A 14,703-nucleotide genomic window follows, 5' to 3' on the forward strand; every position below is an offset into this window, starting at 1 on the left:
CGTTTTTAGGACTTGGGCCGGTGTTTGGGCGCGCCAGTTTTGGCATGCGGCCGGAAAAAGTGCTAGAATTTTTTGTTTACCGTTTACCTTACACAATAAAGGGATTATCAATGGTGGTAATTCGCTTGGCCCGTGGTGGCTCCAAAAAGCGTCCTTTTTACAACGTTGTAGCCGCCGAGGCGCGTGATCGCCGTGATGGTCGCTTCATCGAGCGTCTGGGTTTCTACAACCCCGTCGCTGGCGAAGGCCAGGAAAACCTGCGTCTGCAATTGGATCGCGTTAAGCACTTCACCGACAACGGTGCTCAGGTTTCGCCAGCAGTGGCTCGCCTGGTCAAAGAATACTCGGCCAAGGTCGCCTCGGCAGCCTAAGTCGACGTTGCAGCTTTTTCGGTAGCGTACTGATTCGTGAAACACGCAGCGCCTCCTGACGACTTGGTCGAGCTTGGGCGCATTGTTTCCGCCTATGGAGTACGTGGTTGGGTCAAGGTCCAACCGCACTCTATGCAAACCAAGGCGCTCCTGAATGCTAAAACGTGGTGGATAAAAGCGCCCCGTCCTGGAAGCCAGGCGGGCGTTTTTGCGTCCATACCATCCCGAAATGTCGTGTCCGCGCGTCAACATGGTGCCACCATTGTGGCTCAGTTCGAGGGCATGGACGACAGAGATCTGGCTCAAGCCATGAAAGGGCAGACTGTCTGGGTCTCCCGTGCCGAGTTTCCGCAGGCGGACGACAACGAGTTCTACTGGGTCGATTTAATCGGTTGCCAGTTTTGGGGTGAGCAGGACGGACAGCCCCAGCCTATCGGCGAAGTGGTCGAGGTGCTGGATAATGGTGCTCATGCCATTTTGGCGGTGCATCGTGGTCTTTGGAATCCAGAGGGCGTATTTATGCCGCAGCTCGATGACAAGGGCCGTCCCTTGGAAGAGTTGGTGCCTTTTGTGCAAGCCATTGTCCACACCGTGGATCTGCCGGCACGCCTATTGCATAGCCACTGGCCGGCCTGACTGACTGCATCGTTGCGCATTGCGTAGCGCATGCGTGATGGCATACCGGCAAGGGCCGGGACTTTTCTTACTGTGTTTTCTCTTGGCCGGTCCCCATGCGTTTTGATGCCCTGACCCTGTTTCCGGATATGTTCAACCTGGTCAGCGAGGCCGGGGTGACAGGGCGTGCGCATAAGCTGGGCATCTGGCAGATGCGCACCTGGAATCCGCGCGACTACACAAGCGATGTGCATCGTACGGTGGACGACCGCCCCTACGGCGGCGGCCCGGGCATGGTCATGCTGGCCGATCCTTTGAATGATGCGCTGGACCATGCATTGGCGGATCGCGGCGATGCGCCTGCTGTCATTTTGCTCAGCCCCACCGGGCGGCGCTTTGATCAGGCGGTCGCGCAAGAGTTGGCCCAGGGGCCGGGCGCGGTGTTGGTCTGCGGCCGCTACGAAGGCATCGATCAGCGTTTTATCGACGCCCGCGTCACGCAGGAGTTGTCTCTGGGCGACTTTGTGCTGTCCGGCGGCGAGATTGCGTCGCTGGCTATCATCGATAGTGTGGTGCGTTTGTTGCCGGGGGTATTGAATGACGCGGATTCGGCCCGTCAGGACTCTTTTCATGCCGCCAACAGTGGTCTGCTGGACAGTCCGCACTACACTCGCCCCGAGGTGTACCGCGGGGAAGCGGTTCCCGAGGTCTTGATGTCCGGCCATCACGGCCGCATTCAGGCCTGGCGGCGCGAACAATCGCTGCGGCTGACGGCAACGCGCCGCCCCGAATTAATTCTTCTGGCGCGCGAACGCGGCGAGTTGAGCAAGGCCGACGAGCGCTTCCTGGCCGCCTTGGCCGAACCGGGAGAGCAGGGCGGGTCTTGATGGCTTGCCTGGGCGGGCCTTTGCGCATTGGGCCTGGCGCTGCTTTTTCTGGCGTCATCAAAAAGATCGTGGGCCGTTTATGCGCAGACCCTGCCTTGTGTGGACGGTTCAATCTGAGTCGATAAAAAAGGCCCTGCATCATGCAGGGCCTTTTTGTTGGGCGAGGTGTGGATCAGCTCAGGCGTTCGAATTGCTGCTGTACCTTGGCCAGTGTTTCGCCGAACTGGGCGACGCGCTGGCGCTCCTGCTCCACCACGGCAGCCGGAGCGCGTTCCACGAAGCTGGCATTGCCTAGTTTGCCTTCCGCCTTGCGGATTTCGCCTTGCAGGCGCTCGATTTCCTTGGAGAGGCGGGCCCGCTCGGCATCCACGTCGATTTCCACATGCAGCATCAGTTGCGAGGCACCGACAATCTGTACCGGCGCACCGGCGTCAGTGGGCAGTTGCTCCACAATCTGCACGCTGTCCAGCTTGCCCAAAGCAGCCAGATAAGGGCTGTTGGCATGCAGGGTGGCGGCATCGCCTTGGGCGATCAGCGGCACGCGCTGGGCGGGCGAGATATTCATTTCGCCGCGTAGGGCGCGGATGGCATCCACCTGGGCTTTGAGCTCGGCCACCAGAGTCTCGGCCTGCTCGTCGATGGCGGCTGGGTTGGCAATGGGGTAGGGCTGTACCGATATGCTGGTGACGGTGTCTTCGGCGCGTTTCCCGGCCACCACGGATACCTTCTGCCATAGTTCTTCGGTGATGAATGGGATGATGGGGTGAGCCAGGCGCAGCACCACTTCCAGCACGCGGATCAGGGTGCGGCGTGTACCCAGTTGCTGGGCGGGCGTGCCATGCTGGATCTGGGTCTTGGCCAGTTCCAGGTACCAGTCGCAGTACTCGTCCCAGACAAAGTGATAGATGGCATTGGCCACGTTGTCAAAGCGGTAGTCGGCAAAGCCGCGCTCGGCATCCTGTTCCAGGCGTTGCAGCAGGCTGATGATCCAGCGGTCCGCGAAGGAAAGCTCGGTCGGTGCTTCTTGTTGCAGGTCGTGGCCTTCGGTGTTCATCAGCACGAAGCGCGTGGCATTCCACAGTTTGTTGCAGAAATTGCGGTAGCCTTCGCAGCGCTTCATGTCGAAGTTGATGTTGCGTCCCAGCGTGGCATAGGCGGCCATGGTGAAGCGCAAGGCGTCGGTGCCGAAGGCCGGGATGCCGTCCGGGTAGTCCTTCTTGGTGCGTTTGGTAATGCTTTGGGCTTGCTTGGGATTCATCAGGCCGAAGGTGCGCTTGTGCAGCAAGTCCTCCAGTGCGATGCCGTCGATCAGGTCCACGGGGTCGATGGTGTTGCCCTTGGACTTGCTCATCTTCTTGCCTTCCATGTCGCACACCAGGCCGTGTACATAGACGGTGCGAAAGGGTACCTGGCCGGTCAGGTGCATGCTCATCATGACCATGCGCGCAACCCAGAAAAAGATGATGTCAAAGCCGGTGACCAGCACGCTGGAGGGCAGGTAGCGGTCCATGTCGGGCGTCTGCTCGGGCCAGCCCAGGTCGGTAAAGGGCACCAGCGCGGACGAGAACCAGGTGTCCAGCACGTCTTCGTCGCGGCGCAGTGGGCCGTCTACGCCAGCGGCGCGGGCCTGGGCCAGGGCGTCTTCTTCGCTGCGGGCCACGAAGATGCGGCCATCGTCGGCATACCAGGCGGGAATCTGGTGACCCCACCACAGTTGGCGGGAAATGCACCAGTCCTGGATGTTGTTGAGCCACTGGTTGTAGGTGTTGGCCCAGTTGTCGGGGTAGAACTGCACGCGACCATCGGCCACCACGTCCAGCGCCACCTGGGTAATGCTCTTGCCGGGATGCAGGGAGTCGGCCGGAGCGGGCTGGCTCATGGCCACGAACCACTGGTCGGTTAGCATGGGTTCGATCACGGTGTTGGTGCGATCGCCACGCGGCACCATCAGCTTGTGTGGTTTGACGGCTTGCAGCAGGCCCTGGGCATCCAGGTCGGCCACGATTTGCTTGCGCGCAGCAAAACGCTCCAGGCCTTGGTAAGCGGCAGGAGCAGTGTCGGCAATATGGGCATCCAGCGTCAGGATGCTGATCATCTCCAGCTGATGACGCTGGCCGACAGCGTAGTCGTTGAAGTCGTGGGCGGGCGTGACCTTGACCACGCCGGTGCCGAATTCGCGGTCTACATAGTCATCGGCAATGATGGGAATCTGGCGTCCGACCAGAGGCAGGGTGACGGTCTGGCCGATCAAGGCGGCATAGCGCTCGTCCTCGGGGTGTACCATGACGGCGACGTCGCCCAGCATGGTTTCGGGGCGCGTGGTTGCGACGACCAAATGGGTCAATCCAGCTTGTGGCTCGGTCAGGGGGTAGCGGATTTCCCACATGTGGCCGTCCTCTTCCTCGCTGACCACTTCCAGGTCGGAGACGGCAGTGCCCAGCACAGGGTCCCAGTTGACCAGACGTTTGCCGCGGTAGATCAGGCCTTGTTCGTACAGTCGCACGAAGGTTTCCAGCACGCCACGCGACAGATTGTCGTCCATGGTGAAGTACTCGCGGCCCCAGTCGCACGATGCGCCCAGGCGGCGGAATTGCCCCGTAATGGTGCTGCCGGACTTCTCTTTCCATTCCCAGACCTTTTCCAGGAATTTTTCGCGGCCCAGGTCGTGGCGGCTGATGTTCTGCGCATCCAGTTGGCGTTCGACGATGATCTGCGTGGCGATGCCGGCGTGGTCGGTGCCGGGAATGTAGACGGTGTCGTCGCCCTTCATGCGATGGTAGCGCGTCAGCCCATCCATGATGGTCTGGTTAAACGCGTGGCCCATGTGCAGCGTGCCCGTCACGTTGGGCGGCGGCGACTGGATGGCGAAGGGTTCGGCCGTGTGGCCGGGTTGTGGCTGGACGTGTTGGCCGCCCTGGAAGTAGCCGCCTTGTTCCCAGCGCGCATACCAGCGCGATTCGATTTCCTGGGGTTCAAAGCTCTTGGATAGCTGTTCGTCGGAGGTCGGTGCGGATGAGTTGGTCATGGTGATGCAGTCTGTCTTACCGTGATCGGTACGTGCGCGGCGCCGGCCGCTTGTTTCTGGACAAAATTCGAATTCAAGATGCGCTATTTTAAGATGTAGCCGTGCGTCTTTGGCGTGGTAAAATGCCGGGTTGCCGTAAATACGACGAAAGTGTTTGTTTTCATTCGGGAAATTAACACGGCTCGTTGGATGCGCATTTTTGCTTTACGCAGCAAAGACTACACTATATTGTTCTTATTTGGATTTTCACATGGCTATTGAACGCACTCTGTCCATCATCAAGCCCGACGCCGTTGCCAAAAACGTAGTCGGCCAGATCATCTCCCGCTTCGAAGGCGCCAACCTGAAGGTCGTCGCCGGCCGCATGGTTCACCTGTCCCGCGGCGAAGCCGAGCGTTTCTACGCTGTGCACGCTGCCCGTCCATTCTTCAAGGATCTGGTTGACTTCATGGTCTCCGGCCCTGTGTTCGTGCAAGTCCTGGAAGGCGAAGGTGCCATTGCCAAGAACCGCGAACTGATGGGCGCTACCGATCCCAAGAAAGCAGAACCCGGCACCATCCGCGCCGACTTTGCCGACAGCATTGACGCCAACGCCGTGCACGGTTCCGACGCTCCCGAAACAGCCGCTGTCGAAATCGCTTTCTTCTTCCCCGAGTGCAACGTCTACAGCCGTTAATTTGTTTACCCGCGCAGCGCAGGTTGGGCTTTGCCGCCTAAACGTCGCCGCTCCAAGGTAAAACGCCTCTCCCGCGAGGGAGGTGAACCCGGACACAGGATGCTTATTAGGATTGTCCTGTGTCTGGTCCATGCAAGCGGCATGCAAGCCGCGTGGCGGACAGCAAGCGGGCGTTAGCCTGCGCAGCGTGGGGGTATTATTTTTCTATGTCATCGCTCGAACCTATCAATCTTCTGGGCATGGGCCCGGAGCAACTCGTTGATCTTGTCGCCCAGTGGGGGGGCAAGCCCTTTCGCGCGCGGCAACTGCAGCGCTGGATACACCAGCGTCAGCAAGACGAGTTCGGGCAAATGACAGACCTGGCGCGCGAGTTCCGGGAACAGTTGACGGCGCATTGCGTGGTCAGCGCGCCCAGCATGTCCCACGAACATCTGTCTGCCGACGGCACACGCAAGTGGCTGTTCGATGTCGGCAGCGACAACGCCGTCGAAGCGGTCTTTATTCCCGAGGACGATCGCGGCACCTTGTGTATTTCCAGTCAGGCCGGCTGTACGGTGGCCTGTCCTTTTTGTTCTACCGGCTATCAGGGCTTTAACCGCAACCTGACCACGGCCGAGATCATTGGCCAGTTGTGGTTTGCGCGCCGCGCCTTGATGGACGCGCCCGAAACCGCCCGAATTGGCGAGGCCGCCGGCGAAACGTCCCGCGTCATCAGCAATGTAGTCATGATGGGCATGGGTGAGCCGCTGCTCAATTACGATCAGGTTCTGGGGGCCTTGCGCCTGATGCTGGATGACAACGCCTACGGGCTGTCGCGCCGTCGCGTTACCGTGTCCACGTCCGGGGTTGTTCCCATGATGGACAGGTTGGCGCAGGATTGCCCGGTCGCATTGGCCGTCTCGCTGCACGCGCCCAACGATGCACTGCGCGACCGTTTGGTCCCGCTCAATAAAAAGTACCCGCTGGTCGAATTGCTGGCTGCGTGTAACCGTTATTTGGAGCGTGCGCCGCGCGACTTCATTACATTTGAATACATTATGCTGGACGGGATCAACGACACCGATCAGCATGCCCGGGAACTGCTGGACATTGCCCGCCAGGTGCGCTGTAAGTTCAATCTGATCCCGTTCAATCCTTTCCCGCAATCTGGCCTGAAACGCTCCACGCATGCTCGGGTCAAGCAGTTTGCCCAGATGTTGATGGACGGCGGAGTCGTGACGACAGTGCGCAAGACCCGCGGCGACGATATCGCCGCTGCCTGTGGGCAGCTTGCGGGCGATATCCGCGACCGTACCCGCATCGAGCAGCGCTTGCCGGATCGCGCAGTCATTCAAATCAAACAGGAACGTGCATGAGCGAGACCCTGTCCTCTTCCAGCCAGTCTGCCCCGGTGTCCGGGGTGGGCCCGACCTTGCGCGAACTGCGCCAGGCCCAGGCATATTCCCTGGCCGATGTGTCCGGGCGTCTGAAATTTTCGGTTCGCCAGCTGGAGGCCCTGGAAGCAGAACAATGGGACCAGTTGCCGGGCGGGCAGTCTTTGCGCGGCATGGTACGCAATTACGCCCGCTTTCTGGAGGCCGACGGCACTGCCGTGCTGACCATGCTGGAGAGCCAGGTCAGCGATGCAGGCGCTCCCAAGCCCGTCCCGCGCAGTGCGCCGGGTGCCGGTCTGGCCGGTACTGAATTGTCCTTGTATTCCGAATCCCGCTCTGGTTTTTCCTGGGGCTGGCTGCTGATTATTGTCGTGTTTTTGCTGGTCGCCGGTTTTTATGCCATTGATCGGGGCTGGGTTCCCGACTCCTGGTTGGTGTTCGACTGGCTCAAAGGTCTGAAGTCATGACAAACGAAACCCTTGTCTCTTCGTCTTGCCAGCCTTTGCCGGTCGGTGCCCAGCCTAAACGGGTAACGCGCGGCGTACAGGTGCGCTGGGCGGATCATGTGGTGCAATTGGGCGGCTCGGCCCCGGTGGTGGTGCAGTCGATGACCAATACCGATACGGTCGATGCCATTGCCACTGCCATTCAGGTCAAGGAACTGGCGCGTGCCGGCTCCGAGTTGGTGCGCATCACCGTCAATACGCCTGAAGCTGCCCGCGAGGTGCCGGCCATCCGCGAACAGTTGGATCGCATGGGCGTCAATGTGCCTCTGGTCGGCGACTTTCATTACAACGGCCATAAGCTGCTGGCAGACTATCCCGAGTGTGCTCAGGCCCTGTCCAAGTACCGCATCAATCCCGGCAATATGGGCGGTGGCAAGCGGCGCGACGACAACTTCGCCAAAATGATCGAGGTGGCGTGCCGCTACGATAAGCCCGTGCGCATCGGCGTGAATTGGGGCAGCCTGGACCACGAGCTGATGGCGCGCATGATGGACGAAAACAATGCCCGCGCCCATCCCTGGACGGCGCAGGCCGTCATGCGCGATGCGCTGGTCGTATCGGCCATCAGTAATGCGCAGCGCGCCGAAGAATTGGGCTTGTCCGGTAACCGCATCGTGCTGTCTTGCAAAGTCAGCCATGTGCAGGATCTTATTACTGTCTACCAGGACCTGTCGGCCCGTTGCGATTATGCGCTGCATCTGGGCCTGACCGAGGCAGGTATGGGCAGCAAGGGGATTGTGGCCTCGACGGCTGCGCTGTCTGTGCTGTTGCAGCAGGGCATAGGCGATACCATACGCATTTCGCTGACTCCAGAGCCTGGCGGGGATCGGGCTCGCGAAGTCATCGTCGCCCAGGAAATCCTGCAAACCATGGGGCTGCGCGCTTTCACGCCTATGGTTGTGGCCTGTCCCGGTTGCGGGCGCACCAGCAGCACGGTGTTCCAGGAACTGGCCAACGATATCCAGAGTTATCTGCGCGATCAGATGCCGGTCTGGAAAGACCAGTATCCGGGCGTGGAAACCATGAACGTCGCTGTCATGGGCTGTGTGGTCAACGGACCCGGCGAAAGCCGCCATGCCGACATAGGCATCAGCCTGCCGGGTACGGGCGAAGTGCCGTCCGCGCCGGTCTATGTAGACGGCGAACGTGTGGTTACCCTGAAGGGTGATACTATCGCTCAGGAATTCCAGGCCATCGTGCAGAATTACGTCGAACGCCGCTACGGCAAGGCATCGACGGCTTGATCAACAGTCCTGTCATCCAGACGGCGGGCAAACTACCAGAATTATGACGCAGCAGTTTCAAAAGCTCCGCGCCCTGACGGGCATGAAAGACACTTTGCCGGGCGAAAGCGCCCAATGGGAGGCCCTGGAAGGGCTGGTGCGCGAATGGCTGGCCAGTTATGGCTACCGCAATATGCGCACCCCCGTTCTCGAGCATACGCAATTGTTCGCGCGCGGCATTGGCGAGGTTACCGATATCGTCGAAAAGGAAATGTATTCCTTTACCGACTCTCTCAATGGCGACAAGCTGACCATGCGGCCCGAGTTCACCGCCGGCATGGTGCGTGCCGCCATCGAACATAATCTGCTCTACGACCGTCCGCATCGCGTGTATGCGCTCGGACCCGTGTTCCGGCACGAACGCCCTCAGCGTGGCCGTTACCGTCAGTTCCACCAGATCGATGTCGAGGCGCTGGGCCTGCCAGGTCCGGACATCGACGCCGAGCTGATCGTCATGCTGGCACGTCTGTGGAAAAAGCTGGGCTTGAATGATATTCGCCTGGAGCTGAACTCCTTGGGGCAGGCGCAGGAGCGGGCTGCGCATCGCGCCGCTCTGATCCAGCACCTGGAAGCGCACATCGATGTGCTGGACGAAGAGGCCCGTCGTCGCATGCACACCAATCCGCTGCGGGTGTTGGACACCAAGAATCCGGCCATGCAGGACATGGCCAATGGCGCGCCGCGGCTGTTCGACTTCCTGGGCGACGAATCCCGCGCCCACTTTAAGGGCGTATGTGATCGTCTGGACGATGCGGGCATTGCCTATACCTTGAACCCGCGGCTGGTGCGCGGCCTGGATTATTACAACCTGACAGTGTTCGAGTGGGTCACGGATCGTCTGGGTGCCCAAGGAACCGTCTGCGGCGGCGGTCGCTACGATGGGCTGATCGAGCTGATGGGCGGCAAACCGGCTCCGGCCGTGGGCTTTGCTATCGGCATGGAGCGTTTGCTGGACCTGTGCTCGCAGGATGCCCAGCCGCTCGAGGCGTCCGAATGCCAAGTGTATATGGTGCATCAGGGCGAAGCGGCCCAGCGCAAGGCGGCCTTGCTGGCCGAGCAGTTGCGTGATGCGGGCCTGGATGTGATCGTGCATGCCGGTTCGTCCGGCTTTAAGTCGCAGTTCAAGCGCGCGGATGCCAGCGGTGCCCGTGTGGCTGTCATTTTGGGCGAAGAAGAGCTCCAGAACGGGCAAGCCAGCGTCAAGTGGCTGAGGGCCCAAGAGGGCACCGAGCAGCAGCAGTCTGTGGGTTTCAATGAACTCGCCAACGTTTTGTCAGCAAGGATTTAAGCATGGCCTACGATCTTGAAGAACAGGAAAAACTCGATGCCATGCGGGCATGGTGGGAACGCTGGGGCACCTTGTGCATCGTAGCGGCCTTTGTGTTGGTTGCCGCCGTCGCCGGCTGGCGTGGCTGGCAGTGGTATCAGGGGCATCAGGCGGCTCAGGCGATGGGGTATTTCGAGGCACTGCAAGGTGCCGCCGCTCAGCCCGGCGAAGAATCGGATGCTCGCATCAAGGCTGCCAGCAGCACCTTGCGCGCCGACTTCGCCAAGTCTGCCTATACGTCGCGTGGTGTATTGGTCGCCGCGCAGGCTCTGCAGCAGCGCGGCGATCTGGACGGCGCGCGTGAGCAACTGGAGTGGCTGGTCAAGGCCGACCATGACAAGGCCTTGACGCCGCTGGCGCGTCTGCGCCTGGCAGGGGTCTTGCTGGAACAGAAAAAATACGACGACGCCCTGGCTCAGTTGAATAATCCGCCGGCCAGCTTTGCCGGTCTGTTTGCCGACCGCAAGGGCGATATTCTGGCTGCGCAAGGCCAGAACGATGCGGCGCGCCAGGCCTGGAGCCAGGCCGTGGAATTGCTCAAGAATGATCCCATCTCGCAGGTCGTGCAGATCAAGCTCGACGCATTGGCAGGAGCCTAATCGATGTTTGCCCACTCTTTTCGCAGCACCAAGCCTTCCCTTTCCCGTCTTGGCCGTGTTCTGCGCCTGAGCGCCCTGTCGCTAAGCCTGGCTGCGGTGGCGGGCTGCTCCATGTTTTCCAGTACCGATCCGCGTTTCGAGCCGGCTCCTTTGACCGAGTATGCGCCCGGCATTTCGGCTTCCATTGTGTGGAATACGTCCATAGGCAGTGGGGCGGATTCGGGTTTTGCCCCGCAGGTCCTGGGAACGGATGTGTATGCGGCAACGGTCTCGGGCCAGGTCACCAAGCTGGATTTGAACAGTGGCCGCACCATGTGGACAGGCAACGCAGGCACTAAGTTGACTGCAGGCGCGGGGTCGGACGGTACGGTCACGGCGGTCGCCTCTCTGGACGGCCATGTGATTGCATTTGATGATACCGGCAAGGAACTATGGCGCAGCCGCTCCAGCAGCGCTGTCAATGTGCCGCCAGCTGTGGGCGCGGGCGTGGTGGTGGTGCGCACCAGCGACTATCGCTTGCAGGCTTTCGACGCCAGTACGGGCGATGTCCGCTGGAGTCTGCAGCGCCCCGGTCCGGCCCTGTCGCTCAAGACCAGCATGCAGATGCGCATTGTCGACGGTCTGTTGTTGGCCGGCATGCCCAATGGACGTCTGATGGCCATCAACGCGGCCAATGGCGCAGTGGTGTGGGAAGGCAGTATTTCGGTGTCGCGCGGTGCGACCGACCTGGAGCGCATCAACGATGTGGTCGGCGCTCCCCAGGTGGTGGACCCGCTGTTGTGCGGCGCTACCTATCAAGGTCGTGTCGCTTGCTTTGATGTCTCCCAGGGCGGACGTCTGGTCTGGGATCGCGGCTTTGCCGTCGGCACCGGCGTGGCCTCGGACAATCACATGATTTACGCGGCCGACAGCCGCGACAAGTTGGAGGCCTTTGCCTTGGCTGACGGGCAGACCATCTGGACGCAGGATGCGCTGCGCAATCGCCGTCTGGCACCCTTGGCCGTCGTTCCCCAGGCATTGGCCGCGGGCGATCACGAAGGCTATGTTCATTTCCTTTCCCGCGTGGACGGTACATTGCTTGGGCGCGTCAGCGTCGGCGGCGGTGCCATTGTCTCTCCTTTGGTGGGCACGGCGCGCGGCGTTCTTGTCCAGACGGGCAACGGTAATCTGGTTTTGGTTGGAATCAATTGAAAAGCGTTTCCTTTAAGCCCGTCGTGGCCCTGGTAGGCCGGGCCAATGTGGGCAAGTCCACTTTGTTCAATCGCCTGACGCGTTCTCGCTCGGCCTTGGTGGCAAACTTCCCTGGCCTGACCCGCGATCGCCATTATGGCGAAGGGCGCGTCGGCAGTCGTCCGTATATCGTCGTGGATACGGGCGGTTTCGAGCCGGTCGCCAAGACAGGCATGCTGTTGGAGATGGCTCGCCAGACCCAGCAGGCTATCGCCGAGGCGGATGTCGTTGTTTTTCTGGTGGATGCCCGCGAAGGCGTCAATGCCCTGGATCTGGAAATTGCGCAGTTGCTGCGCAAGCTGGGACAGAAGGTGTTGCTGGCGGTCAACAAGGCCGAAGGCATGCGGCATGGAGCAGGGGGTGTCGAATTCCACGAACTGGGATTGGGCGAACCTTACCTGATTTCCGCATCGCACGGCGACGGCGTCGAAGAGCTGATCAATCTGGCCCTGGAGAAAGTACCCGCGCCTATCGTCGAGGACGATGAGCAGGACGAGGACGATTTCCAGCATCGCATCAAATTGGCGATTGTGGGGCGGCCCAACGTGGGCAAATCCACGCTGATCAATACGCTGATGGGCGAGGAGCGAGTCATTGCCTTCGATCAGCCCGGCACCACGCGCGATGCCATCGAGATCGAATTCGAGCGTAACGGCGTGCAGTACACCCTGATCGATACGGCGGGTCTGCGCAAGCGCGGCAAAGTGTTCGAGGCGGTCGAAAAGTTCTCGGTCATCAAGACCTTGCAAGCAATCGAGGCCTGCAACGTCGTGCTGCTGATGATCGATGCGCACACCGAAATTTCCGACCAGGATGCCAGCATTGCCGGCTTTGTGGTGGAAACCGGCCGCGCCCTGGTGGTCGGCATCAATAAATGGGACGGCCTGGACGAATACCAGCGTGAATGGATCAAGCGCGAGTTCGATCGCAAATTGCGATTCTTGAACTTTGCCAAGATGCACACGCTGTCGGCCTTGAAAGGGCAGGGAATCAATCCTTTGCTGAAGTCGGTCAATGCCGCTCACGCCGCTGCATTTTCCAAATTGTCTACTCCCAAGCTGACGCGGGTCTTGCAGGAAGCGGTGGAACAACAACAGCCACCGCGCAAGGGCATTTTCCGTCCCAAGATGCGGTATGCTCATCAGGGCGGCATGAATCCTCCTATTGTGGTCATTCACGGCAATGCCTTGGATGCCATTTCGGATTCGTATCGTCGTTATCTCGAAACGCGTTTCCGCGAAGCTTTCAAGCTGGAAGGCACGCCGTTGCGCATCGAGTTCAAATCTTCTAAGAACCCTTACCTGAAGGAAGCGTGATGAGCCGTTTGTGGAGCGACCATGTTGCAGAGCTGTCGCCATATGTGCCGGGAGAGCAGGTCAAGCTGGATAAGCTCTTGAAACTAAACACAAACGAACATCCTTTCGGTCCGTCGCCTCATGTGTTGGAGGCCATCCGCCAAGCGGCGACGGACGATCTGCGCCTTTACCCTTCCTACAGCGCGCAGGAACTGCGCGAGGCGGTCGCGCACGCGCATGGTGTGCAGCCGGAAAATGTGTTTCTGGGCAATGGCTCGGACGAAGTGCTGGCCCATGTGTTCAGCGCCTTGTTCCTGCGCGGCGTGCGCCCGGTGCTGTTGCCCGACATTACCTATAGTTTCTACACCACGTATTGCTCGTACTTTGGCGCACCAGCCGATATCGTGCCGGTGCGCGAGGACTTCACGCTGGACGTGCAAGACTATCTGCGTGAACGCAAACTCAAGCCGGCCGGCATTATTTTTGCCAACCCGAACGCGCCTACGGGCATTCCTTTGCCCCTGGATCAGATCGAGGCCATATTAAGCGCCAACCCCGACACTACGGTTGTTGTGGACGAGGCCTATGTGGACTTCGGCGGGGAGTCGGCGGTGGGTCTGCTGGAGCGCTACGACAACCTGGTCGTTATCCAGACCATGTCCAAGTCGCGCGCCCTGGCCGGCTTGCGCGTGGGCTACGCCTTGGCGGGGCGCGAAATAATCCAAGCCCTGGAACGGGTCAAGGATAGTTTCAACTCCTACCCTCTGGACACCTTGGCTCAGGTTGGCGCTTTGGCGTCGTTGCGTGATCCCGAGTATTTCAAGCGCCAGTGCCAGGCGGTGATCGACGCGCGAGAACAATTGCGCGCCGATCTGGAGAAACTGGGGTTTCAGGTTCTGCCTTCCAAGGCCAATTTCCTGATGGCCACCCATCCGGCATATCCGGCATCCGGCATACAGAAAGCATTGCGAGAGCAAGGCATACTGGTCAGGCATTTTCGTCAACCGCGCATCGAGCAATATCTGCGTATTACCGTAGGTTCGCCCGAGCAGTGCGAACGCCTTTGCGCCAGTTTGCGTCAAATCCTGGAGCAGGGCGTAAAATAGTCCCCCGCTACACAAAAATGTCCAGTCTGGCGGATGCGGATTGAGGGAAAACCCGGTAAAGTATCAGCATTCGCTTCCACTCTGGAATAACAACATAACTGGAGCCTCACCAATGAGCAACAAAGGGCAAATACTACAAGACCCGTTTTTGAATGCGCTGCGCAAGGAGCATATTCCTGTTTCGATTTACCTGGTCAATGGCATCAAGCTGCAGGGCCAGATCGAATCCTTCGACCAGTACGTGGTGCTGCTTCGCAATACCGTCACCCAAATGGTGTACAAGCACGCGATCTCCACTGTCGTTCCTGCTCGTCCTGTCACCTTGGCAGCGGATGATCAGGCTGAGTAATTCCATTCTGCCTTCTTCGCGCCTCGAATTACCCGTCTTGCGGTATCCGCAGACGGGTCTT

The 14,703-nt window shown here is 60.0% G+C and carries 14 protein-coding genes; 13 read left to right on the plus strand and 1 reads right to left on the minus strand.

The genetic code is table 11. From position 1 onward, the window contains the following. Positions 1-110 precede the first annotated feature (110 nt). The 3 genes from rpsP to trmD all read left to right on the plus strand — a co-directional run bounded on the left by rpsP (position 111) and on the right by trmD (position 1,873). Positions 111-371, plus strand: coding sequence for a 30S ribosomal protein S16 (rpsP, locus tag AADW57_RS07290; RefSeq protein WP_341669388.1), 261 nt, complete (start codon positions 111-113; stop codon positions 369-371). Between the two features lie 36 nt (positions 372-407). Then, positions 408-1,007, plus strand: coding sequence for a ribosome maturation factor RimM (gene rimM / locus AADW57_RS07295; protein WP_341669389.1), 600 nt, complete (start codon positions 408-410; stop codon positions 1,005-1,007). 95 nt (positions 1,008-1,102) lie between these two features. After that, positions 1,103-1,873: a tRNA (guanosine(37)-N1)-methyltransferase TrmD gene (gene trmD / locus AADW57_RS07300; RefSeq protein ID WP_341669390.1), complete on the plus strand. Its 771-nt coding sequence runs from the start codon at positions 1,103-1,105 to the stop codon at positions 1,871-1,873. A 172-nt stretch (positions 1,874-2,045) separates the two neighbouring features. On the opposite strand, the gene AADW57_RS07305 is transcribed toward trmD, so the two are convergent. Next, a complete protein-coding gene (locus tag AADW57_RS07305) occupies positions 2,046-4,898 on the minus strand; it encodes a valine--tRNA ligase (RefSeq protein WP_341669391.1) in 2,853 nt (950 codons plus the stop codon). A gap of 250 nt (positions 4,899-5,148) precedes the next feature. Between AADW57_RS07305 and ndk the strand changes: the two genes are divergently transcribed. From ndk to hfq, 10 genes are all read left to right on the plus strand, one after another. Next, positions 5,149-5,574 carry a nucleoside-diphosphate kinase gene (ndk, locus tag AADW57_RS07310; protein WP_341669392.1) on the plus strand — a complete coding sequence of 142 codons (426 nt, stop codon included), beginning with the start codon at positions 5,149-5,151 and terminating at the stop codon, positions 5,572-5,574. A gap of 206 nt (positions 5,575-5,780) precedes the next feature. After that, on the plus strand, positions 5,781-6,929 hold the full coding sequence (rlmN, locus tag AADW57_RS07315) for a 23S rRNA (adenine(2503)-C(2))-methyltransferase RlmN (RefSeq protein ID WP_341669393.1): 1,149 nt from the start codon (positions 5,781-5,783) through the stop codon (positions 6,927-6,929). Then, complete coding sequence (locus tag AADW57_RS07320) at positions 6,926-7,414, plus strand: helix-turn-helix domain-containing protein (protein ID WP_341669394.1); 489 nt, start codon at positions 6,926-6,928, stop codon at positions 7,412-7,414. The genes rlmN and AADW57_RS07320 overlap by 4 nt, the downstream gene beginning before the upstream one ends. Next, positions 7,411-8,697, plus strand: a complete 1,287-nt coding sequence (gene ispG, locus AADW57_RS07325; RefSeq protein WP_341669395.1) for a flavodoxin-dependent (E)-4-hydroxy-3-methylbut-2-enyl-diphosphate synthase — start codon at positions 7,411-7,413, stop codon at positions 8,695-8,697. Before AADW57_RS07320 ends, ispG begins: the two co-directional genes overlap by 4 nt. A 43-nt stretch (positions 8,698-8,740) precedes the next feature. Continuing rightward, positions 8,741-10,024, plus strand: coding sequence for a histidine--tRNA ligase (gene hisS, locus AADW57_RS07330; protein ID WP_341669396.1), 1,284 nt, complete (start codon positions 8,741-8,743; stop codon positions 10,022-10,024). Positions 10,025-10,026: 2 nt separating this feature from the next. Continuing rightward, positions 10,027-10,662 carry a YfgM family protein gene (locus AADW57_RS07335; protein WP_341669397.1) on the plus strand — a complete coding sequence of 212 codons (636 nt, stop codon included), beginning with the start codon at positions 10,027-10,029 and terminating at the stop codon, positions 10,660-10,662. A gap of 3 nt (positions 10,663-10,665) precedes the next feature. Next, entirely contained in the window at positions 10,666-11,853 is a 1,188-nt protein-coding gene (bamB, locus tag AADW57_RS07340; RefSeq protein WP_341669398.1) for an outer membrane protein assembly factor BamB, read from the plus strand. Beyond that, positions 11,850-13,208: a ribosome biogenesis GTPase Der gene (gene der / locus AADW57_RS07345; protein ID WP_341669399.1), complete on the plus strand. Its 1,359-nt coding sequence runs from the start codon at positions 11,850-11,852 to the stop codon at positions 13,206-13,208. The genes bamB and der overlap by 4 nt, the downstream gene beginning before the upstream one ends. Then, entirely contained in the window at positions 13,208-14,293 is a 1,086-nt protein-coding gene (hisC, locus tag AADW57_RS07350) for a histidinol-phosphate transaminase (protein WP_341669400.1), read from the plus strand. Before der ends, hisC begins: the two co-directional genes overlap by 1 nt. Before the next feature lie 112 nt (positions 14,294-14,405). Further along, positions 14,406-14,642 (plus strand): RNA chaperone Hfq, encoded by a 237-nt coding sequence (gene hfq / locus AADW57_RS07355; RefSeq protein WP_341669401.1) that lies wholly within the window; start codon positions 14,406-14,408, stop codon positions 14,640-14,642. Positions 14,643-14,703: the final 61 nt, after the last annotated feature.

Origin of the sequence: Alcaligenes sp. SDU_A2 (assembly GCF_038237375.1) — a bacterium.
Lineage (GTDB): Bacteria > Pseudomonadota > Gammaproteobacteria > Burkholderiales > Burkholderiaceae_B > Alcaligenes.